Annotated in this window: 20 protein-coding genes; 12 read left to right on the forward strand and 8 right to left on the reverse strand. The window is 48.5% G+C overall.

What is annotated here, in order from left to right:
* Window positions 1–115: 115 nt before the first annotated feature.
* Window positions 116–331 carry a hypothetical protein gene (locus tag KNO61_RS08505; RefSeq protein ID WP_012727536.1) on the reverse strand — a complete coding sequence of 72 codons (216 nt, stop codon included), beginning with the start codon at window positions 329–331 and terminating at the stop codon, window positions 116–118.
* Window positions 332–452: 121 nt separating this feature from the next.
* On the opposite strand from KNO61_RS08505, the gene KNO61_RS08510 reads away from it, so the two are divergent.
* The 3 genes from KNO61_RS08510 to KNO61_RS08520 all read left to right on the forward strand — a co-directional run bounded on the left by KNO61_RS08510 (window position 453) and on the right by KNO61_RS08520 (window position 2,934).
* Window positions 453–686 carry a hypothetical protein gene (locus KNO61_RS08510; protein ID WP_214872961.1) on the forward strand — a complete coding sequence of 78 codons (234 nt, stop codon included), beginning with the start codon at window positions 453–455 and terminating at the stop codon, window positions 684–686.
* 349 nt (window positions 687–1,035) lie between these two features.
* Entirely contained in the window at window positions 1,036–2,493 is a 1,458-nt protein-coding gene (locus KNO61_RS08515) for a UDP-N-acetylmuramoyl-L-alanyl-D-glutamate--2,6-diaminopimelate ligase (RefSeq protein ID WP_214872962.1), read from the forward strand.
* Window positions 2,494–2,589: 96 nt separating this feature from the next.
* A complete protein-coding gene (locus KNO61_RS08520) occupies window positions 2,590–2,934 on the forward strand; it encodes a YflT domain-containing protein (protein WP_214872963.1) in 345 nt (114 codons plus the stop codon).
* Window positions 2,935–3,001: 67 nt separating this feature from the next.
* On the opposite strand, the gene KNO61_RS08525 is transcribed toward KNO61_RS08520, so the two are convergent.
* Window positions 3,002–3,994, reverse strand: coding sequence for an MDR family oxidoreductase (locus KNO61_RS08525; protein WP_214872964.1), 993 nt, complete (start codon window positions 3,992–3,994; stop codon window positions 3,002–3,004).
* Window positions 3,995–4,137: 143 nt separating this feature from the next.
* Between KNO61_RS08525 and KNO61_RS08530 the strand changes: the two genes are divergently transcribed.
* Entirely contained in the window at window positions 4,138–4,560 is a 423-nt protein-coding gene (locus tag KNO61_RS08530; RefSeq protein ID WP_012727530.1) for a hypothetical protein, read from the forward strand.
* 18 nt (window positions 4,561–4,578) lie between these two features.
* Here KNO61_RS08530 and KNO61_RS08535 read toward each other — a convergent pair whose 3' ends face one another.
* The 4 genes from KNO61_RS08535 to KNO61_RS08550 all read right to left on the reverse strand — a co-directional run bounded on the left by KNO61_RS08535 (window position 4,579) and on the right by KNO61_RS08550 (window position 6,992).
* Complete coding sequence (locus tag KNO61_RS08535; RefSeq protein ID WP_012727529.1) at window positions 4,579–4,788, reverse strand: hypothetical protein; 210 nt, start codon at window positions 4,786–4,788, stop codon at window positions 4,579–4,581.
* An 82-nt stretch (window positions 4,789–4,870) separates the two neighbouring features.
* Window positions 4,871–5,578: an SDR family NAD(P)-dependent oxidoreductase gene (locus KNO61_RS08540; protein WP_214872965.1), complete on the reverse strand. Its 708-nt coding sequence runs from the start codon at window positions 5,576–5,578 to the stop codon at window positions 4,871–4,873.
* A gap of 11 nt (window positions 5,579–5,589) precedes the next feature.
* Window positions 5,590–5,979 (reverse strand): GNAT family N-acetyltransferase, encoded by a 390-nt coding sequence (locus KNO61_RS08545; RefSeq protein WP_012727527.1) that lies wholly within the window; start codon window positions 5,977–5,979, stop codon window positions 5,590–5,592.
* Window positions 5,976–6,992 (reverse strand): serine hydrolase domain-containing protein, encoded by a 1,017-nt coding sequence (locus KNO61_RS08550; protein ID WP_214872966.1) that lies wholly within the window; start codon window positions 6,990–6,992, stop codon window positions 5,976–5,978. The genes KNO61_RS08545 and KNO61_RS08550 overlap by 4 nt, the downstream gene beginning before the upstream one ends.
* A 118-nt stretch (window positions 6,993–7,110) precedes the next feature.
* Here KNO61_RS08550 and KNO61_RS08555 point away from each other — a divergent pair, with 118 nt between their 5' ends.
* A complete protein-coding gene (locus KNO61_RS08555; protein ID WP_214872967.1) occupies window positions 7,111–8,064 on the forward strand; it encodes a GGDEF domain-containing protein in 954 nt (317 codons plus the stop codon).
* A 20-nt stretch (window positions 8,065–8,084) separates the two neighbouring features.
* On the opposite strand, the gene KNO61_RS08560 is transcribed toward KNO61_RS08555, so the two are convergent.
* Window positions 8,085–9,863: a solute:sodium symporter family transporter gene (locus tag KNO61_RS08560; RefSeq protein WP_214872969.1), complete on the reverse strand. Its 1,779-nt coding sequence runs from the start codon at window positions 9,861–9,863 to the stop codon at window positions 8,085–8,087.
* 182 nt (window positions 9,864–10,045) lie between these two features.
* Between KNO61_RS08560 and KNO61_RS08565 the strand changes: the two genes are divergently transcribed.
* A complete protein-coding gene (locus KNO61_RS08565; RefSeq protein WP_214872970.1) occupies window positions 10,046–10,675 on the forward strand; it encodes a hypothetical protein in 630 nt (209 codons plus the stop codon).
* Window positions 10,676–10,728: 53 nt separating this feature from the next.
* Here the strand turns inward: KNO61_RS08565 and mgtE are convergent, their stop codons facing one another.
* Complete coding sequence (mgtE, locus tag KNO61_RS08570; protein WP_214872971.1) at window positions 10,729–12,087, reverse strand: magnesium transporter; 1,359 nt, start codon at window positions 12,085–12,087, stop codon at window positions 10,729–10,731.
* 322 nt (window positions 12,088–12,409) lie between these two features.
* Between mgtE and arcA the strand changes: the two genes are divergently transcribed.
* The 6 genes from arcA to KNO61_RS08600 all read left to right on the forward strand — a co-directional run bounded on the left by arcA (window position 12,410) and on the right by KNO61_RS08600 (window position 20,505).
* The gene (gene arcA, locus KNO61_RS08575; RefSeq protein WP_214873253.1) at window positions 12,410–13,639 is read left to right on the forward strand and encodes an arginine deiminase; all 1,230 of its coding nucleotides are present in this window, start codon (window positions 12,410–12,412) and stop codon (window positions 13,637–13,639) included.
* A 21-nt stretch (window positions 13,640–13,660) separates the two neighbouring features.
* Window positions 13,661–14,689 carry an ornithine carbamoyltransferase gene (argF, locus tag KNO61_RS08580; RefSeq protein WP_214783927.1) on the forward strand — a complete coding sequence of 343 codons (1,029 nt, stop codon included), beginning with the start codon at window positions 13,661–13,663 and terminating at the stop codon, window positions 14,687–14,689.
* A gap of 52 nt (window positions 14,690–14,741) precedes the next feature.
* Window positions 14,742–16,217 (forward strand): arginine-ornithine antiporter, encoded by a 1,476-nt coding sequence (gene arcD / locus KNO61_RS08585; RefSeq protein WP_214872972.1) that lies wholly within the window; start codon window positions 14,742–14,744, stop codon window positions 16,215–16,217.
* A 14-nt stretch (window positions 16,218–16,231) separates the two neighbouring features.
* A complete protein-coding gene (arcC, locus tag KNO61_RS08590; protein ID WP_214872973.1) occupies window positions 16,232–17,194 on the forward strand; it encodes a carbamate kinase in 963 nt (320 codons plus the stop codon).
* Between the two features lie 201 nt (window positions 17,195–17,395).
* The gene (locus KNO61_RS08595; protein ID WP_251030810.1) at window positions 17,396–19,699 is read left to right on the forward strand and encodes a glycoside hydrolase family 31 protein; all 2,304 of its coding nucleotides are present in this window, start codon (window positions 17,396–17,398) and stop codon (window positions 19,697–19,699) included.
* 116 nt (window positions 19,700–19,815) lie between these two features.
* Complete coding sequence (locus tag KNO61_RS08600) at window positions 19,816–20,505, forward strand: Crp/Fnr family transcriptional regulator (RefSeq protein ID WP_214814004.1); 690 nt, start codon at window positions 19,816–19,818, stop codon at window positions 20,503–20,505.
* Window positions 20,506–20,511 lie beyond the last annotated feature (6 nt).

Here is a 20,511-nt window from a genome sequence, read left to right on the forward strand (position 1 = left end):
AAGAATCAGGAACTTTACTCAGATAAAGCATCCTCTCTGTTCTTTCACTCATTTGCTCCCGTTCAAACCAAGGAATATGAAGAATAGCGGTCGAATATGCATACCCCACAACGATTCAAAACGTGTGATAACAATTCGGGCAAGTCTGTGCATCTCCCGGCGCGCGTTTGAATGATGTTTTGCACTTCGGACAAGTGACGGTCTCACTCTGTTGATTGAACAAACTGCCACGATTAAATAAAATGTTGCGAAGGTTTGGTAACGCCAGTGCAGCGAAAATCATGGCCCCAAATAAAAAGGCAGCCAAGATCAGTAACAATACATAAGTCATCGGTTTTTTCCTCTCTCATTTGATTTCCTTTATCATAATCGAAATTTGAATCAGCGAACAGCTTATCAATAGAAACGAGAACAAATGTTCTGTATAATGAAGACAAAGGAGGGAAAACAGGATGAGAGAAGAATTGTTACGATGGATGCGTTCGGGACAAGTCACAGAAATGGTGTATGTCGATCGACATGGGACATTTTCAGAGCGGCGGGTCAAACTGATTAAAGTGCAAGGGGAGTACGTGGTGGCATGGGATTTGAATAAACAAGCGAGACGAACGTTTCGAATCGAGCAAGTTCTTGCCTGTCTTCCCATCAACGGACGATTTAGAAAGCAAAAGGCGGAGATTGGATGATTGCCTTACCAAACGTTAGCAGCGCCAGCTAAAAGGGCACTAGTCGCTAAAGGAATCGAGTCTCTGCATGAATTGTGTCCCTATACACGCCGTGAGGTTGCGAGTTGGCATGGAATCGGACCGAATGCCCTTTTTGTCCTTGAGGCGGAGCTACTAAAACACAATTTAGCATTCAAAATGGAGGAACCTAGTACGTGAATGAAACGTCTAGGTTTTTTTTGTGAAGTGATTGCTTTCCTTTGAAAACGGGAAGTAATATATTTGTCATCTCAATTGCCGTTAAAATCTAGTAACATGACGATAAGGTTTTATGAACCTAGCGACACCCATGAGAAAGGACGTACACAGCATGAGAACGAAACGTTTATCCGCCATTTTAAAAAATGAGATGGATGACATCTTTGATCCATGGGTGACCGGAGTCGAAACGGACTCTAGGAAGGTCAGTTCAGGGAATGTCTTTATTTGCATTCGCGGCTATACGGTTGACGGTCATAAGTTCGCAGAAGACGCCGTCGCCAACGGTGCGAGTGCGGTCATCTCAGAATATCCACTCGATCTCGATGTACCAAATGTGGTTGTTGCCGATACGAAACAAACGGCAGGAGCGGTTGCGAGTGTATTTTATGATCACCCCTCTCATCGGATGCGTATATACGGTGTGACAGGAACGAATGGAAAAACTACTACAGCGACATTGACTTATGACTTGTTGCGTCTTTCAGGACGTCGTGCCGGAATCGTGAGTACGATTGGCGCGCGTTTTCATAATCAAACGATTGAGACAGCCAATACGACACCAGAAGCCGTCGTCTTACATCGCATCTTAGCAGAGATGGTCGATGCAGGCGTCACGGATTGCGTACTTGAAGTATCATCGCATGCCTTGATGGAAGGTCGCGTAGCGGGAATCCACTTTCATGCGGCCGCGTTTACGAATTTGACGCATGACCATTTGGACTACCATCGTTCGATGGATGAGTATGCCCGAGCCAAAGCGCGATTGTTTGAACAGGTGGAAGTGACGAACGGTGAGGCGATCGTGTTAAATGCGGAAGATCCGGCTAGTCATGTCATGGCTGAGTTTGCGCCGACACGTCGAGCGATTATGTATAGCACGACAGTAGATGTAGAGGCTGATGTACAAGTCATCTGGCGTGACGAGACGGTACTCGTCAGGATGAATGAGTTCAAACTCGAAGTGCCCGTTCGATTCATGGGGGCGTTCAATGCGGCGAACTTAGCAGCGGCAATCGGGCTCGTGTCGACTTCGGATATGGCGCTACGAACCATCGTTTCAAATGTTCCAGGACTCACTTTGCCAAAAGGGCGGTTGGAACGTTTGGCTACAGAGGATGCTGAGATTTATATTGACTATGCCCACACACCAGACGGGCTAGAGAAATGTCTATCCACATTGCAACAAGACGACCGTGCACTTGTCGTCGTGTTAAGTGCGGCAGGAGACCGTGATCCTACGAAACGTCAAGATATGGGACGTATCGCAAGTCGCTATTCGAACGAGGTGATTGTCACCGTACATGATGTCCGCATGGAAGACCCGAAACAAATCATTCGTGATTTAGTAAAAGGTATCCAACCGGATGTGAAGTATGTGACGTTTGAAGCAAGGGAAGAGGCCCTTCGACATGCGGCCACGCAAGCGTTAGAAGGAAAGCGTGTCGTGGTCGTCGGAAAAGGACATGACCACATTGAACGAATCGGTCGACAGTCGATTCCATTCAATGAATCGAACATTTTATTGGAAGAATTGAAAAAACGAAAAGGCCAAGAGCCCGCCGTTTAACAAAACGATGACGTTTGTCATCGTTTTTTAATGTGTGAAGAACGTGAAGGAAGGTAATACCTAGTAATGTAGTAGAATTGAAGGAGGAGAATAGACATGTCAGTTTTGTACAAGGAATTTACAAATGATGAAGAAGTCGTTACCGCCGTTCAATCGATGAAAACAAATGGGATTGATGAATCCAACATCTACGTCATCACACATGACGATGACCGGAGCAAACGTGTCGCGGATAATGCCGATGCGAACACCGTCTCGGCAAGTGACGTCGGTTTGGGGACAGCCGTCAAAAACGTGTTCCGTAAAAAAGGAGACGAACTGCGAGCCGATTTTCAAGAGCTCGGCTTCACAAAAGAAGAATCAGAGCGTCTCGAAGAAAAGTTAGATCAAGGCAAAGTACTCGTCGTCGTAAAAGACGCACCTGCCGGATTCACTATCTGATTCCACACCATGGAGAATAGAGAGGAAAGAGACTGAATCGTGAATGGTTCAGTCTCTTTTGATGGGATTAGCGAAGACGGACGACGGTGCGACCACTCAATTCACCACGCATCATCGCTTCGGCGTGGCGAGGGACGTCGTGTAACGGAATCTCATGGATCATCTCATTGAGAACTTTCGGATCGATGAGTTCTTCGAGACGTTCCCATGCGTTCGTACGACGAACCATGGGTTGCATGACCGAATCGATTCCGATGAGCTTCACGCCGCGTAAGATAAACGGATAGACGCTCGTTGGCAACTCGGCGCCTCCGACGAGACCGCATGCGGCGACAGCACCTTCATATCGTATCTGACTCAAGATGTTGGCGAGTGTATTTCCACCGACCGAATCAATAGCGGCATCGAAACGTTGCTTGGCGAGGGGACGGGCAGGTCCTTCTAATTCGCTTCGATCGATGATCGTCTCGACACCGAGTGAGCGTAAGTATGGTGAATCTGTTTTACCAGTGGAAGCGACGACATGGTAGCCGAGACGACGAAGTAACGTAATCGCGGAGCTTCCGACACCACCTGTCGCGCCTGTGACGAGTACTTCTTCACCCGGACGCACACCTGCGTGTTCGAGTGCATCAATGGAAAGCATGGCGGTAAGTCCTGGTGTTCCGATGGCGATCGCATCTCGCATGCTCATTCCTTTCGGTAATTTCACGAGCCATTTCCCCGGCACTTGCGCATACTGGCTAAATCCACCGAAGTGCCGTTCCCCAATCCCGAAACCAGTGGCGATCACCTCGTCGCCAACTTTGATGTCGAGGTGGTCTGATTCGACGACAGTTCCAACGAATTCGCATCCCGGAATGAACGGATAGCGATTGACGATTTTACCAGAAGTCGTTAATCCGAGCGCGTCTTTATAATTCAATGCGGAATAGTGGACCTCGACTAAGACGTTCCCATCTTCTTCTTTCGGAAGGACGTCGGCTTTGACTTCTTTTACTTCGGCATGAAGGCGTTCCTCGTGCTGGTCGAGCACGAGTGCTTGGAATGATTCATTCATCTGCTTAACCTCTTTTCCTGTGGATGTCCTCACTCTAACACTCTTTCCCTCGCAAAATGAAATATATGCACGAATCTTTAGGGGGAAACGGGTAGAGAGTGGTACAATAGAGGGGATTCAAATTGCGTAAGGAGGAATGTAGTATGCGGCACGATGACTATGAGTTTGACGATGTAGAAGTAGAAGAAGGCGAATTGTTCAACGTATACGATATTCTCCCACCAGACGGGACGATCCTGGAGATGGCGACAGCTGAGGAAATGGTTCGAGCGGCCGAATTAGAAGCGAAGCATCATGCGCTTCAACGGCTCCAAGATTCAAACTTCCAGTTAACAGGCGTGTCATTTAAAGAACTTCTGACAGAATTTGAACAGTATGAGCAAGAGTCAATGGAGTTCTGGACAGGTGTTTATAACCGATTACGCATTCCTTGGGCGTGGACGATTCGAATCGATGTGGCCAATGGTCCGATTCATGTCGTGAACGATCGCGATATCTTTATCGATGAAGATGACTTCGAAGAATACGATGTTGATGATCTATTAGAGGAATACGAAGAAGATTGAATCGAAAACGTCTTTCCCTCATTCAGATGGGAAAGACGTTTTTTTGTCGTGGAGCAGGTCGTGACGGATCCGACTGAGTTCAGTCGCTCCAAATAATAAGCCGACACTACATAAAATTGAAACGCCACTCACCATCGCCCCGACGACGGCGGTATCTCCAATCATTGTGAATGACATGGTGAGGCTGAACAGTCCAAATAGCAGTAATCCTCCAGCGATTGTTTTCATAGAATTCACCCTTTCACGTATCTATGCATGTAGTGTAGACGGTTTGATGAGAGAAGGGTGTTTCTTTTTTTGACCTGGTAAATTATTTAATCAAGTCGTAAATCGAATACGTCTTGCCATTTTCTAGAGGGCGGTCAATCAACTGTTCAGCAAATACACGAGCAACCGTCTCAGGAGAGCGGAGTCGTCCTTCTGTTTCGTATGAACGGAATTGTTCAAGGTCAGCGAACGCCTCTTTTGAAGAAGAACGAATCTCCGCCTGCATCGACGTATCCATCACACCTGGATTGAATAGAGCTGCACGATGTGAGGTTCCTTCTAGCTCTAGTGCAAGCGTCTCTGTGAAATGATCGAGTCCTGCTTTCGTGCCACAATATGCGCTCCAACCTGAGATCGGACGCTTAGCAGCGCCAGAAGTCACATGAATCAACTCAGTCGGCTTATCGAAAGCAAGGACCGCATTCGCCAGTAGCATCGGCGCAAGCAAGTTAGCGTGGACATGAGCGGTCACTTTCTCGCCATCTAATTGTCCGACACGATGAATCGGTTCAATCCATGCTGCATTTTGAACAAGAAGAATCGAATCGGCATTCTCTAGAAGTGGAGTGATGTCTTTGATGGTTGTTTCAATTCCTGAGATGTTTGAGAGGTCGACAGGTAGTTGTTGATACGTAACGTCTTCTGCCTGTGAGCGAGAGAGACCGACTACCTCGTAATCTCTAGCTTGTAGTTCCTGAGCGATTGCGCGACCGAGACCACGTGATGCGCCGGTAATGAGAGCAAGTTTCATATCCATTCCTCCTATTCGTGAATCGTTTTTCGAAACCCATAAAACGGACGGAACCGTAATTTTTCATAATATGTGTACGAGTTTTGACTTGCGAGCATCTCAAGCCGTGTGTCTGGATAAAGTGTATGGACGTGTCGGAGTAGCTGTTCACCGAGGCCGCGTTTCCGATATGCGGATGCAACCAACAGTTCACAGACATACAAACTGACTGTCGTATCAGTCAATCCGCGCAAATAAGCGATTATCGTCCCCTCTTCAGATTCCATTACATAGGCGACGTTGGATTGACGCCATGCCTCACGGGTCAATGCGTCACGTTCTACCAATTGGTTCCAACCTTCGTCGTGATTGAGTTGTTGAATCGAGTCAAAGTCTGATTCCATATAATTCCGAATGTTCATTCGAGCCGCTCTCCAATCTGTATTTCAATCTGTTTCATCATGTCGAACGCCCCATCTGATTGATTTGAACAAATAACCGAGATGGTATCGATTTCTGGATAGTAACCCGAATGGAAACTGACACCGGGGTCATATCCCATCACATGATATTTATAGACGTCTCCCGACGCGTGATGTTGAATCCAAAGTCCGTATCCATAACTCCCGCCGCGGTCATTGATCGTCACATGTGGTGTGAGAAGGAGGGAGGTGGATGCGGCGTCCAGTAGCTGATGTGAAAACAATGCTTTCCAAAAACGGGTCATATCTTGAACGGTCACATAAGCTCCGCCATCTGCTCCTCCCTTGATTGGAATCGCATATTGGTTTGTACGCCATGTGCCGTCCGGGTGGTCGATATAACCGAGTGCTGTTTTAGAAGGCAAGGCATCGAGTGAAAAGTATCCGGAATCGGTCATACCGGCAGGCTGAAAAATCGATTGTTCGACGTAATCGGTGAACGATTGACCGGTCACTTCTTCCACAATCAACCCTAACAGAATATACCCCGCATTGTTGTAGGAGAATCGAGACCCCGGCTCGTCTTTCATGGATTTTTGTTGAAACAGCGGTAAAAAATCACGTAACTGTTGAAGTCGATACATCAGAATATCATGCCATAGCGCTTCAAAGTCATCAGAGACGGACTCATTAAAATAGTCAGGGATTCCCGACGTGTGCGTCAACAGTTGATGCACGGTGACGTTTGGTGACAGATGAGGTAAGTCGAATGTTTGAAACGAGTCAAGCGAGGTGGAGAAGGATAGTTTCCCTTGCTCGACTAACTGGCAAATCGCGATTGCTGTAAACAGTTTGCAACCGGACGCGATCCCGAACCGTGTCGTCACGTCATGTTGAATCTGTTCTGAGCGATTCGCATAGCCGTAAGACTGGTGGATTGATCCGTTTCGATTGGTGAGCAAATAGACACCCGAAAATGTCTCGTCAATCGATGGATGTGTGAAATGTGGCATGAGAAACCTCCATGTATTGAGTGATTCAATAAGTCGACTATATCATGTCCATCACAATCTCTCTAAAATTTACTCAATTTTCAAAAAAACATTTACCAAATAACAGGAATTGAGACAGGTGTCTGACCTCGAACGTGGTACGATATGGGCGAACAGAGAGGAAGTGGATTCAATGACGTTATTCTTCTGGGGGGTACTCGTTGGATTTTTGATTGCCTTGTGGTTATCCAAACGTCCACAGCCACATGCACAGTCTCTTTCGTTTATGCATTTCGGGAATCAAACGAAAGATGTCATTTATATTTTTGAAACGAAACCGACTTGGCGTTTCCGATACATCAGTCCTTCTTTAGACTTATATCTCGGAGAAGGAACGGTGATGCGAAGTTATTCAGATGCACAAGATTGTTTTCGGAGAATCCATCCGGATGATCGACGTCTCCTGCTCGATAAAGTGGCGGGACGCGTCAACTATGAAGAAGCGATTCTTCAGCGATGGCGCACGAATGACGGCACTTATGTATGGTTCGAGGAATACACCACGCCGATCTATCAGAATGATGAAATCGTAGCGGTTCAAGGTGTGATTCGGAACATCGAAGCAGCCATGACCGAGCGTGAACGTCTCATGTATGAAAGTCGCCACGATAGCTTGACCGGTGTCTTCAATCGTCGGGCGTTTGAAGACACGATTGCTCAAGCAAGAAATGCGTGTGACGTCGGAATCATCGTGCTGGATGTGAACGATTTGAAAGTCGTGAATGACGAAGAAGGGCATTCAGCTGGTGACTGTTTATTGAAACGAGTCGGTACAATCCTTCAAGACATCGAATCATCCGTCTATCGTTTAGGAGGAGATGAGTTCGTCTTGTTTCTAGAAATGATGCCTAAAGACGCATGTGAACGAATGGTTCGTCAAATTGAAGCGGCTTGTCTACAAGAAGGGATTTCCGTTGCCATCGGGTTGGCATGGGCATCTTGTCCGGAAACGATTGAGGCGCTTTGGCAACGTGCGGACGATGTCATGTATGAACGAAAGCGACAACAAAAAATAGACCTCCTTGACGCGTAAGTTCAAGGAGGTCTATTGGTTTAGCTGCTTACTTCTTCTACGTCAGACGAGTCTTCACCTAAATTGTTTAGATAGCGTTCATAACGAGAAATGCCGTAGCGATAAGATGCCCACATGAGCACGGACGTGACGACGACAAGTCCCGTTGTCACTGGAACAAACCATTTGGAGACGATGCCGTTCGCATAAGCGAGTCCGATCGGTGAGAAGACAAGGTAAACGAAAATCATCGAAGCGACGAGCAAAATCGATGTCGAAAGGGCATGCCGCCACGGTTTGACTCGTCCGAGTTCGATTTGAATCGGATTTGCTTGAAGCATCGGTCGCACACGCGCAAATACGAGCATGATCCCCGTCTCGATGACGAAGAGGATTCCGTAAATATGGATAAAGTTGATGCCGATTTCGACGCCGAACCATTGTTTCGTCCCCCACACGAGGAAATAGTAGGCGATGACGTGGAAAAAGACGACGGTCTTCGCGGCGATTGGCGGCACACGTTTGACAAGCATCCCGATTAAGACGATGACAAGAATCGGGATGTTGAAGAAGCCGGTGAAGCGACGAATCAAGTCCCACAAGCCATCTGGCGCATACATAAGATTCGGGGCGACAAAGAACGAGACGAGTGCGACGAACGTCCCGAACCATTTGCTGACACGGATCAAGTCTTGGTCAGAGGCATCCGGTTTGAACTTCGGTTTGTAAATGTCGAGAACGAAAAGCGTCGCGATACTATTCAAAAGCGAGTTGAACGAGCTGAATACGGCACCGAGCAAGACGGCGAGGAAAAAGCCCATGAGCCACATCGGTAACAGCTCGGCAATCAAACTCGGATAAGCGAGGTCTGCCTTCTCGACGTTCGACCCGTACAAGTGAAACGCGATGACGCCAGGTAACAACATGAAGATTGGAACGAGTAATTTCAAGTAGCCGGTAAAGAGAACGCCTTTTTGTCCTTCCGCTAAGTTTTTTGCACCGAGGGCCCGTTGAATCACGTATTGATTCAGTGCCCAATAGAACAAGTTCGCAAAAATCATTCCGGTGAAAATGGAGAGAAACGGGACCGAGTCGTTAGCGGAACCGATGGCGTTCAACTTTTCGGGATTCGTCGTCGCGATCGTCTTCATCCCGTCCAATAAATTCCCGTCCCCTAGTGCGAGAAAGCCTAGTGTCGGAACGAGGAATCCAATAATGATGAGTCCGATCCCGTTCAACGTGTCCGATACGGCAACGGCACGAAGACCTCCGAAGATGGCATAAATCGCCCCGATAATCCCAATGAACCAAACGACGAGCCAAAGGGACTGCTCAAAGCTAATGCCGAGAAGGGCCGGCACATCGAACAGTTGCAGGACGGCTAATCCACCTGAGTACAGCATAGATGGAATCGTGACGCACATATAGCCGAGTAGAAATAACAGGACGGTCAATCGACGAACGTCCTCGTCATAGCGTTGACTTAAAAATTCAGGAATAGTCGAAATCCCGATGCCAAGAAAGCGTGGCAACAAAAAGAGCGCCATGATGATGGCGGCGATACCGGCCGTCACTTCCCAAGCCATGGCCGACATGTTGCCGGCGAACGATTGGCCATTCAAGCCAATCAATTGTTCCGCTGACAAGTTGGTCAACAGGAGCGATCCCGCGATGAAGACGCCTGTTAGACCGCGACCGGCCAAGAAGTAATCGTCGGCGCTTTCGACTTTTCCTTTCGTCATGCGATACGAGACGTAAGCGACGAGCGCCATGAACAGGGCACCGGTCACGAGTATGTAGAGTACTTGTTGAAATGTCATGAAATCCCCTCATTCCTTACTTATGTTTTATATGTATTTGTAGGAAATACCCTAAATTATAAGAAGGTAGTCCTATTGTTTTGATCGAATCATACAGAAACCATGAACGTGGGGACGATTGCGTACTTGTCGTACGAGAGTAGAAAATCGATGAGGATGGATGGACCGATGGGAGGGACCTCGTGAAGAAGTGGATGATTGGAATGTTATCTGTTGTAGTGATAGCAGGTTATATCATGTTTAGCGAAATGATGAAAGAAGAAAACACGAGTGATTTGGCTGTGACCGAAAGCTTCCGACACATAGACGATTTAGCTACAAGCTCGCCGATTGTCATCGTCGGCAAAGTGAGAAGTGCTCCTAAACCGTTTACACATCAATCGGTCACATTCTTTGAATCACACATTCAAGTGCAGCGTGTCTATCGAGACGTGAATGGTCAACTGAAGTCAGCCGATACGATCACCCTTTTACAAAATGATATGGAAGAAGACCCGCTCGTCAAACGAGACGAGACCGTTTTGCTGTATTTACAAAGATATGAAGGACCCGTGATGGAGAATGCATATCGGATTGTCGGTCTACAACTGGGACATTTCAAAGTGAATCGGACAGGGACACTGACTTCGGTAGGAAAACCTAACCTTTATCAAGAAAGCGGGCTCAGTGCTGACTTGAGCAAACTAGAGACATCATTGAAAGACAATCCTTATGTGGAAGAAAGAAACGAAGTGATGACGGATGAGGAAATCAGAGCTTTTAATGAAAATGAAGTGCATTTGTTTGAGGAGTCTCAACAACATGACGAGTAAAAGCGGCGCTGACAACATCAGCACCGCTTTTATAATCGGATTTTTTTCAAATGTCATAAAAACTGGAGCATAGACGTCGCGACCGTGAAGTAGATGATGAGACCGAGGTTGTCCATCAGCGTCGTGATAAACGGTCCAGAGGCAACAGCGGGGTCTAACTTCAGGCGATTGATGAGAAGCGGGACAATCGTCCCAATCATCGTGGCGACACTGAGTGCGGCGAAGATAGAAACTCCGACAATGAAGCCGATTAGCATGTTGTCGTATAGCAGCGTGATGACGCCAAAAATGACAATCATACACGCAATCCCTAAGATGATGCCGGTTCCGAGTTCACGTCGAATCATCTTCATGACGTTCTTTCGATTGATGGTCCCGAGTGCAATCGAGCGCACGGCGACAACGAGGGATTGTGTAGCTGCGTTCCCGGCAGAGCCCATGACAAGTGGCATGAAGACGGCGAGTAGCACAATCGTCTCAAGGGTGTCTTCGAAACCGCCAATCGTCGAAGCTGTAATCATGCCGAGAAACATGAGGCTGACAATCCAAGGGGCACGTTTTTTCGCTGCTTTAAGCGGACTCATGTTGATATCAGACGAACCTTTCGTCGCGGAGAGTTCTTCAAAGTCTTCTGTCGTTTCGCGCTCGATGACATCTAACACATCATCGACCGTGATGATGCCGAGTAGCTTTTGCTGATCATCGATAACGGGAAGGGCCAATAAATCATACTTTTGGACAATCCGAGCCAAGTCTTCTTGGTCGGTCATGACGTTTGCCGAGATGACGCGGAACCCCATGATGTCTTCAATTTTCGCCTCGAGCGGTGCGACAATTAAATCACGTAAGGAGACAACACCAACCAGTTGGTGCGCTTGGTCGACCACATATAGGTAATAAATCGTTTCGGCATCTGGTCCGAGTTCACGCAATTCTTCAAGGGTCAGTCCGACCGTCTTATCAGCTTGAAGGACGACGAACTCGGTCGTCATGAGCGATCCGGCTGTTTCCTCCGGATATTGCATCAAGTCTTTGACTTCTTGTTCCTCGATATCATCCATCTGCTCAAATAGCGTGTCCATGAACGCATCGGGTAGTTCCCTCATCAAGTCGGCCGCGTTGTCCGAATACATTTCATTCAAGATTCGGACGGCATACGACTGAGGTGTTTCTTGGATGAATGTACATTGCTCTTCTAACGTCAGCTTTTCAAATAGATCGGTGAATACCTCGGGGGAGATGGTTCGATACACGAACGACCGCTCATGTTGATTTAGTTCGATAAAATGATCCGCCTGCTCACCCGGGTGGAGGGAGAGAAAGAGGTCTTGAAAATCGACCGGGTCTCCCTTTTGAATCAATGTGCGAAGTGCTGCTTCATGTTCGTTGTATTCCGTTTCTTCAATTTTCATATGCTCACATCCTGATCTCTCACGTTTTCAATTTATTTTAAGGTGAATAAAAAAAGTTTTCTGCTTTTTTTAGGGCGATGCTATACATCAGCCATACATCTTATTTCCCCTTGTCATCGTCCTGACTTCCGGGGCATTGTTTGTTCATTCACATGAGTGAACATTTATTCATATCGATGCGGAATCGACAACAGATGAACTGTCGGATTAGACATTCGCAAATTTGGTAAAGTGATAAGGTAAGGGTAGTCACACACCCGAATCACAAGGAGGAAGCGAGATGATCTCAATGACGAATCAACCGATTTCACAAGATACGACGCTGAAACATCCGATTCATGTGTATTCAGAAATTGGAGAATTAAAAACGGTATTACTGAAGCGACCGGGCCGGGAGTTAGAGAACCTTACTCCTGAATATTTAGAGCGCCTCTTGTTCGATGATATTCCCCATTTGCCGGTCATTCAAAAAGAGCACGATTATTTTGCGAGTGCGCTTCAAAATCGTGGTGTGGAAGTCCTTTACCTCGAAAAACTAATGGCCGAAACGTTATCACTCCCTGGTGTGCGCGAAAAGTTTGTCGCGGATATCTTATCGGAGTCCAAATCAAATATCAACGGTTCTTACGAAACATTAAAAGAGTATTTACTCGATTTTGATAACGAAATGTTGATTGAGACGGTGATGGCCGGTATCCGGAAAGCGGAGATCAAGCCGGAAAAACGTCGACATCTGCATGAAATGATTGAAGATACGTACCCCTTCTTTTTGGACCCAATGCCAAACCTCTACTTTACACGAGACCCGGCCGCTGCAATCGGTCACGGACTCTCCATCAACCGCATGAAAGAACCGGCACGTCGCCGCGAATCACTCTTCACGCAATACATTATGCGCTATCACCCACGCTTTGCGAAACATGATGTTCCCATCTGGTCGGACCGAGATTATCGGTTTGCGATGGAAGGGGGAGACGAACTCGTCTTGTCGAAAGAAGTCGTCGCCATCGGCATCTCGGAACGAACGACCGCGCAAGGCATCGAACGTGTCGCCCTCAACCTTCTCAAGCATGGAGACAGCTTCAAAAAAGTCATCGCCATCGAAATTCCAAAATCACGCGCCTTCATGCACCTTGATACCGTCTTCACGATGGTCGATCATGATAAATTCACCATCCATCCGTTCATTCAAGGACCGGAAGGGAAGATGAACATTTTCGAGCTCACGCTAAACGCGGAAGGTGAACTTCAGATTGCCCAGCACTCGGATTTGTTGAAGGTGTTAAAAGATGTCCTCGGCTTACAAGAGGCGACGTTGATCCCTTGTGGCGGTGGAGATCCGATTGCGGCAGCCCGCGAACAATGGAATGATGGATCGAACACGCTCGCTATTGCGCCGGGTGTCGTGGTCACGTATGACCGAAACTATGTCTCGAATGAGTTACTTCGTAAAGAAGGCGTCGAAGTGATTGAAATCATGTCGAGCGAACTATCACGCGGCCGTGGGGGTCCACGTTGCATGAGCTGTCCGATTATCCGCCAAGACATCTAAATGTGATAAGGAGGAAGCAGTATGTCTACAACGTTCAATTTTGATTTGAAAGGTCGTCATTTTTTATCGCTAAACGAGTTTTCTGGTGAAGAAATCAACTACTTGATCGATTTGTCTGCTGCATTCAAACGTCAGAAAAAACAAGGTGTCCCACATCGGATTTGTGAAGGTAAAAACATTGCCTTGCTCTTTGAAAAACCATCGACGCGGACGCGTTGTGCGTTCACCGTTGCTGCCATCGATTTAGGGATGCATCCCGAATATTTAGGCAAGAATGACATCCAGTTCGGGAAGAAAGAATCGGTGCGCGATACCGCGATCGTCCTTGGACGCATGTTTGACGGCATTCAGTTCCGTGGCTTCGCCCACGAGACGGTCGAAGGTCTTGCGAAAGACGCAGGCGTACCGGTATGGAACGGCTTGACCGACTTGTATCACCCGACTCAAATCTTGGCTGACTTTTTGACGGTAAAAGAGCAAAAAGGAGAACTTGCCGGAATTAAATTTGTGTACGTGGGTGACGGACGGAACAACATGGGAAACACGTTGTTGATCGGTGGTGCAAAAGTTGGGATGGATATGCGAATCTGTGCGCCGAAATCGCTCTGGCCATCTGACGAGATCGTGAACTATGCGAAGTCGGTCGCCATTGAAACAGGTGCTGTGATCACCTTGACGGAGAGCATTGAGAAAGCGATGGATCAAGCGGACGTCGTCTACACGGATGTCTGGGTATCGATGGGCGAGGAAGCGGCGTTCGCAGAACGAATCGAACTGTTGCGACCGTATCAAGTGAACATGGACATGCTTCAAAAGAGTGGCAATCCAGACATCATGTTCTTACATTGCCTCCCTGCCTTCCACGACTTAGAAACAGAAGTCGGTCGAGCGATTCACGAACAGTACGGTTTGACGGAAATGGAAGTGACCGATGAAGTGTTCCGCAGTCGTCATTCGTTCGTATTTGATGAGGCGGAAAACCGGATGCATACCATCAAGGCGGTGATGGCGGCGACGCTCACGGAGACACGCGAATGGCTTGATCGTTGACGAGGAGGGGATGCCCCCTCCTGCTTCAAAATAAGCGAAAGGGATGAGTAGAATGTCTACGAAGTTGGAGCATGACTCAGGTGGTTCGGCTGGAGTACATCCTGACAAGCAAGATAAGCGGTTAGGTCTCGGAGCGTTGACGGCACTTGTCGTCGGATCGATGATTGGTGGTGGCGCCTTTAACTTGGCTGCCGATTTGGCGCAAGGTGCGAATGCGGGTGCCATTCTCATCGGGTGGGTGATTACAGGGATCGGGATTATTGCGCTCGGTCTTAGCTTTCAAAATCTGACGATGCGCCGTCCTGATCTCGATGGTGGTGTATATAGCTATGCACGGGCAGGCTTTGGGTCGTTCGTCGGATTTAACTCGGCCTGGGGATATTGGTTGTCTGCCTGGCTCGGGAATGTGGCGTATGCCACACTGCTATTCAGTTCGGTCGGTTATTTCTTCCCGATTTTTGAAGGGGGACAGAATATCGCATCGATCATTGGCGCATCAATTATGCTGTGGCTCGTGCATACCCTCATCTTACGTGGGGTACATGAGGCGTCGATGATCAACATCGTCACGACGATTGCCAAGCTCGTCCCAATTTTTGCATTCATTACGATTACCTTGTTCTTCTTTAATCTCGAAAACTTCACCTTCGATTTTTGGGGACAAGGCGGTTTCTCGTGGGGAAGTGTGCGTGATCAAGTCGTTTCGACGATGCTCGTGACGCTTTGGGTCTTTATCGGTGTGGAAGGAGCCGTCGTGCTATCCGGTCGTGCTCGGAAACGTTCGGACGTCGGGAAAGCAACCGTGATCGGGTTGCTCGGTACGCTCGTCATTTATTTGCTCATTTCTATCATGTCGCTCGGTCTCGTGACTCCCGAAAATGTAGCGAACGCCTCGCAACCAGCGATGGCATATTTGCTCGAGTCAGCGGTCGGTCCGTGGGGTGCGATGCTCATCAACGGGGGACTCGTCATCTCTGTCCTTGGTGCATGGCTCGGTTGGACGCTGTTAGCGGCAGAAATCCCATTCGTTGCCGCCAAAGATGGAGTCTTCCCGAAATGGTTCACGAAAGAGAATCAAAATCAAGCTCCTGTCAATGCCCTTTGGCTAACAAATGGGTTGATTCAGCTCTTCCTCTTCACATTCTTGATTTCAGATGCCGCATATAACTTTGCCTTTTCTCTCGCTTCGAGTGCGATTTTGATCCCATACGTGTTCTCGGCCTTTTATCAAGTGAAAGTGGCGAAGAACGGAATCGGATACAGTTCCGGTGAACGAAAAACACGCGATTTAGCGATTGGATTGGTCGCTTCCGTTTATGGACTATGGCTCATATACGCCGCTGGAATCGATTATTTACTTCTCACTACACTTTTATATGCACCGGGAACCCTTCTCTACATGAAGGCGCAACGTGAAAATGGCATCAAGTCACTCACTAAAACGGAATGGATGGTCGCCGGTGTGTTGACCGCACTGGCCATCTTCGCAGTCGTACGCATACTATCGGGTAATATCTCAGTCATTTGATCGGGGGTATGGATATGGAGAATAAACGTGTGGTCATCGCTTTAGGCGGGAATGCGATTCAACAAGGGAAAGATGCGACAGCCGAAGCACAAATACAGGCGGTTGAGGCGACGGCGGAATCTCTCGCTGCACTCATCGCGGAAGGAGTCGAGGTCATCATCACGCATGGGAACGGTCCGCAAGTGGGAAACCTGATGTTGCAACAAGCCGCATCAGACAGTTCGGCCACACCGGCGATGCCGCTTGATGTCTGTGGTGCGATGACGCAAGGGATGATTGGATACTGGTTCGAGAATGCACTGACCAAAGCGCTTCGTGCACGTGGTCTTGCACAGCATGTGGCCTCTCTCGTGACACGAAGTATTGTCGATTCGAACGATAGTGCGTTTCATCATCCGACCAAGCCGATCGGTCCGTTTTATACGGAAGAAGAGGCACTCCATCTCGAACGGACGACAGGTTACGTCTTCAAAGAAGATGCAGGACGAGGGTATCGTCGTGTGGTGCCGAGTCCAATCCCTATGAAAATCGCCGAACACGCCGTCATTCGAACACTCGTTGAAGCGGGGCACATCGTTGTCGCTTCCGGTGGCGGTGGCATTCCGGTTATGGAGACAATGGACGGATACGTCGGCATCGAAGCGGTCATCGATAAAGATTTCGCGGCTGCGAAACTGGCTGACCTCGTCAACGCAGACGTGTTGCTCATTTTAACGGCTGTCGAACATGTGTATGTCAATTTTGGGAAGCCGGACGAGATGGCACTTCAAGAAACGTCGAAAGAACAGATGGAGACGTATATCGCTGAAGGACAGTTCGCACCAGGCAGTATGTTGCCGAAAGTGAGAGCGGCGCTTCAGTTTGCCGAATCCGGTACGAACCGTGTCGCCATCATCACGTCGCTCGATCAGGCTTTAGCCGCCATTGACGGAGAAGCGGGCACACGTGTCCGCCTAGCTCCATCGCTCCAACAATAAGAATGTGTCGCAGACGTGAAGCGTTTGCGACTTTTTTGTTTTCTGCTCCGGTTCAAGGGGAACGAAGGTTGTATGCCAAAAATGAGATTGCTATCATATTCAGTGTAAACGTTTGCACTAATTTCAGGAAGGAAGTGACGGAGAGCGGAAACGCTCGAATGTATGCGCCTATTCGAAGAAAATCATGTGTACCAGTCGTGGATGAGACCAAAAGCAAGAGAAGGGGCAATCGTACAAGGAAGCTGTTATCGCTTCACCGTATTGACGAGTCAGTTGATTCGAATGGAATACGCGGAGGACGGAATTTTTGAAGACCGTGCCACCCAAGTGGCGTGGAATCGGGAATTTGACGTTCCACAATTCCGAGTGATTGAAGATGAGACAGAGCTCCAAATCATCACCGAACATGTCCATTTGTATTATACGAAAGGTCCGTTCGCACCGAACACGCTCTATGTGGACGTGAAAGGGAACTTTAGCACGTATTATAGCCGCTACATGTTCAACGGTCCGGAGCGGACGTTGAAAGGGACGGCGCGGACGCTCGACCATGTGGACGGGGCGACGGAATTAGAAGAAGGGATCCTCTCCAAACAAGGGTATGCCATCATTGATGATTCATCCTCGTTTTTGATGACGGATGATTGCTTCGTCGAGCCGAGACGAAAAGGGATCCATGACATTTACTACTTCGGATATGGCCATGACTATAAACAGGCACTTCGAGACTTTTACACGTTGACGGGTCCGACGCCGATGCTTCCTCGTAAAGCGCTCGGGAACTGGTGGAGCCGCTACTGGCGATACGACGAAAAAGAGTATAAGGCGTTAATGCGCCGTTTCAAGTCAGAAGATGTCCCGTTCTCGGTCAGTGTCATCGATATGGACTGGCACGTGACGGACATCCCCGAAGAGTACGGGAGTGGTTGGACGGGCTACTCTTGGAATAAAAACTTATTTCCCGAACCGAAGCGTTTCCTTAACTGGTTAAAAGACGCAGGAATGATGGTGACGTTGAACCTGCATCCGGCGGACGGGGTCCGTGCGTTTGAAGACCAATATGCGGCGATGGCCGAGGCCATGGGCGTCGACCCGGAATCGGGGGACCGAATCCCATTCGATTTTTCAGACAAACGATTCATTCAAGCATACTTTGAGCAGATGCATCATCCACACGAGGCGGATGGCGTTGATTTTTGGTGGATCGATTGGCAACAAGGGTCGACCTCGAAGATGGAAGGACTCGATCCGCTATGGATGCTGAATCATTATCATGCCATCGACATCGCCCGTGACGGTAAGCGTCCGCTCATTTTCTCTCGTTACGCAGGACCAGGGAGCCACCGTTACCCAGTCGGATTCTCAGGAGACACGATCATCTCGTGGGCTTCGCTCGCCTTCCAACCTTATTTTACAGCGACAGCGACAAACATCGGTTACGGTTGGTGGAGTCACGATATCGGAGGCCATCATCGTGGGAAAAAAGACGATGAGCTCGCCGCGCGTTGGGTCGCATACGGGGTATTCAGTCCAATCATGCGCCTCCACTCAACGTTCAGCACATTCAACGGGAAAGAGCCTTGGCGTTTCGGGATCGAAGCCGAACAGTCGATGAAGCGATTCTTACGTCTGCGTCACGAACTCATCCCTTATCTATATACGATGAACTATCGTAACCATGCCGATGCGTTACCGCTCGTGCTGCCGATGTATATCGAGCATCCCGATGACGAAGCGGCTTATCAAGTGCCGAATCAGTTTTATTTTGGCAGTGAACTCATTGTGTCTCCAATCGTCACGCCGATGGACCGAAAGCTCCACGTCGCCGGAACGAATGTCTGGCTACCGAAAGGAGAATGGTTTGACTTCTTCACAGGACATCGTTACGAAGGCGACAAATCGATTCGTGTGTTCCGTGGACTCGATGGACAACCGGTTTTCGCCAAAGCGGGTGCCATCGTTCCCCTCATGCCGCATCAACCGCATGCGAACGAGACGGGAAACCCGAGCGAGCTAGAAGTACTCGTCTTTCCAGGTGCCTCGAACACGTTCACGATGTACGAAGATGACGGGGAAAGCCGGGATTATGAGACAGGTGCCTCACTTGAAACGACGTTTACGCTCGACTGGGAAGCGCGGACGCTACACATCGAGATGTCAGGAGACCTGACCCTCGTTCCGGCGAATCGGACATTGACCGTTCTTGTTCGAGGCGTTGTCGGGGAAGGGGACTATGACGCTGAGACGCAGACGTTACACATCCCGATTGGTGAATTGAAGCAGGAGCAGACGGTGACGCTCCCCGTCGATGTAACACAGAACGCCCATCGACTTGACCGTCTCTATCGATTCTTAGATCGCGCGGAAATCGCCTACGATTTGAAAGATCGTTTGTACCAGATGGCGACGACGAAGACGCGTCTCGAGGCCTGGCTGTTTGACCTCCATGCGTTAGAACTCGATCGAGATTTGCAAGACGCGTTATTAGAACTGATGTTGGACTGAAAAGGGGGGAGACCCCCTTTTGTCATGTCAGAAAACTGTCGGATTTTGAAAGCGGTATCATTCTGAATCGTTTTATACTTAAGGTAGGGGATTTAACTAAAAATGAGGGGATACAGATGCGACATAAGTGGACGATTGATGATTTACGCCAGTTAACACTGTTTGCGAACTGTTCGAGTCGAGCGCTTGAACAGCTCGTCCCGTACGTCTATTGCCGAACATATCGAAAAGGACAGCTCCTGTTCATGGAAGGAGACCCGCGAGAGCGCGTGTATTTCTTAATGAGTGGATACATCAGACTCGAACGGATGAACGAGCATGCGACGCATCAATATGCGGACTACGTGAAGCCCAAACAGTTCTTTCCGTACAATGGTTTGTTCACGGAGGAAGACTACCGTCATACGGCCGAAGCGGTGACGGATATTGACGTCATCTACATCCCGACCGAACGGTTCGAGCGGTTTGTATCTACACAGTCGAATATGCTGCTCTATATCATCGGACAGATGAATCGTATTTTAGATTTACATGAACGACGTGTCCAAGAAATCATTACCCCGAGCGCGAAAGAACGTGTACTCAATACCATCCATTTTTTGATTGAAGATTTAGGTGAACCGGATGAGCAAGGGGTACGTGTCCGCTGTCCGTTCACGGCGATGGAACTATCTCGTCTATCTGGAACGTCCCGAGAGACGGTTTCTACGATTTTAGCGAAGCTTCGTAAAGAAGAGGTGCTTAGAATGGATGACCACCACCTTGTCATCGGGCATCCTGAATACTTTGAGCAAGATTTCGATTGACGCCAC

The organism is Exiguobacterium sp. s140 (assembly GCF_018617035.1).
Lineage (GTDB): Bacteria > Bacillota > Bacilli > Exiguobacteriales > Exiguobacteriaceae > Exiguobacterium > Exiguobacterium profundum.

Bases quoted from the DNA above. Each gene is read 5' to 3' on its own strand.
- KNO61_RS08505 (WP_012727536.1), bottom strand. From the start codon at position 331: ATGACTTATGTATTGTTACTGATCTTGGCTGCCTTTTTATTTGGGGCC.
- KNO61_RS08510 (WP_214872961.1), top strand. From the start codon at position 453: ATGAGAGAAGAATTGTTACGATGGATGCGTTCGGGACAAGTCACAGAA.
- KNO61_RS08515 (WP_214872962.1), top strand. From the start codon at position 1,036: ATGAGAACGAAACGTTTATCCGCCATTTTAAAAAATGAGATGGATGAC.
- KNO61_RS08520 (WP_214872963.1), top strand. From the start codon at position 2,590: ATGTCAGTTTTGTACAAGGAATTTACAAATGATGAAGAAGTCGTTACC.
- KNO61_RS08525 (WP_214872964.1), bottom strand. From the start codon at position 3,994: ATGAATGAATCATTCCAAGCACTCGTGCTCGACCAGCACGAGGAACGC.
- KNO61_RS08530 (WP_012727530.1), top strand. From the start codon at position 4,138: ATGCGGCACGATGACTATGAGTTTGACGATGTAGAAGTAGAAGAAGGC.
- KNO61_RS08535 (WP_012727529.1), bottom strand. From the start codon at position 4,788: ATGAAAACAATCGCTGGAGGATTACTGCTATTTGGACTGTTCAGCCTC.
- KNO61_RS08540 (WP_214872965.1), bottom strand. From the start codon at position 5,578: ATGAAACTTGCTCTCATTACCGGCGCATCACGTGGTCTCGGTCGCGCA.
- KNO61_RS08545 (WP_012727527.1), bottom strand. From the start codon at position 5,979: ATGAACATTCGGAATTATATGGAATCAGACTTTGACTCGATTCAACAA.
- KNO61_RS08550 (WP_214872966.1), bottom strand. From the start codon at position 6,992: ATGCCACATTTCACACATCCATCGATTGACGAGACATTTTCGGGTGTC.
- KNO61_RS08560 (WP_214872969.1), bottom strand. From the start codon at position 9,863: ATGACATTTCAACAAGTACTCTACATACTCGTGACCGGTGCCCTGTTC.
- mgtE (WP_214872971.1), bottom strand. From the start codon at position 12,087: ATGAAAATTGAAGAAACGGAATACAACGAACATGAAGCAGCACTTCGC.
- argF (WP_214783927.1), top strand. From the start codon at position 13,661: ATGTCTACAACGTTCAATTTTGATTTGAAAGGTCGTCATTTTTTATCG.
- arcD (WP_214872972.1), top strand. From the start codon at position 14,742: ATGTCTACGAAGTTGGAGCATGACTCAGGTGGTTCGGCTGGAGTACAT.
- arcC (WP_214872973.1), top strand. From the start codon at position 16,232: ATGGAGAATAAACGTGTGGTCATCGCTTTAGGCGGGAATGCGATTCAA.
- KNO61_RS08595 (WP_251030810.1), top strand. From the start codon at position 17,396: ATGAGACCAAAAGCAAGAGAAGGGGCAATCGTACAAGGAAGCTGTTAT.
- KNO61_RS08600 (WP_214814004.1), top strand. From the start codon at position 19,816: ATGCGACATAAGTGGACGATTGATGATTTACGCCAGTTAACACTGTTT.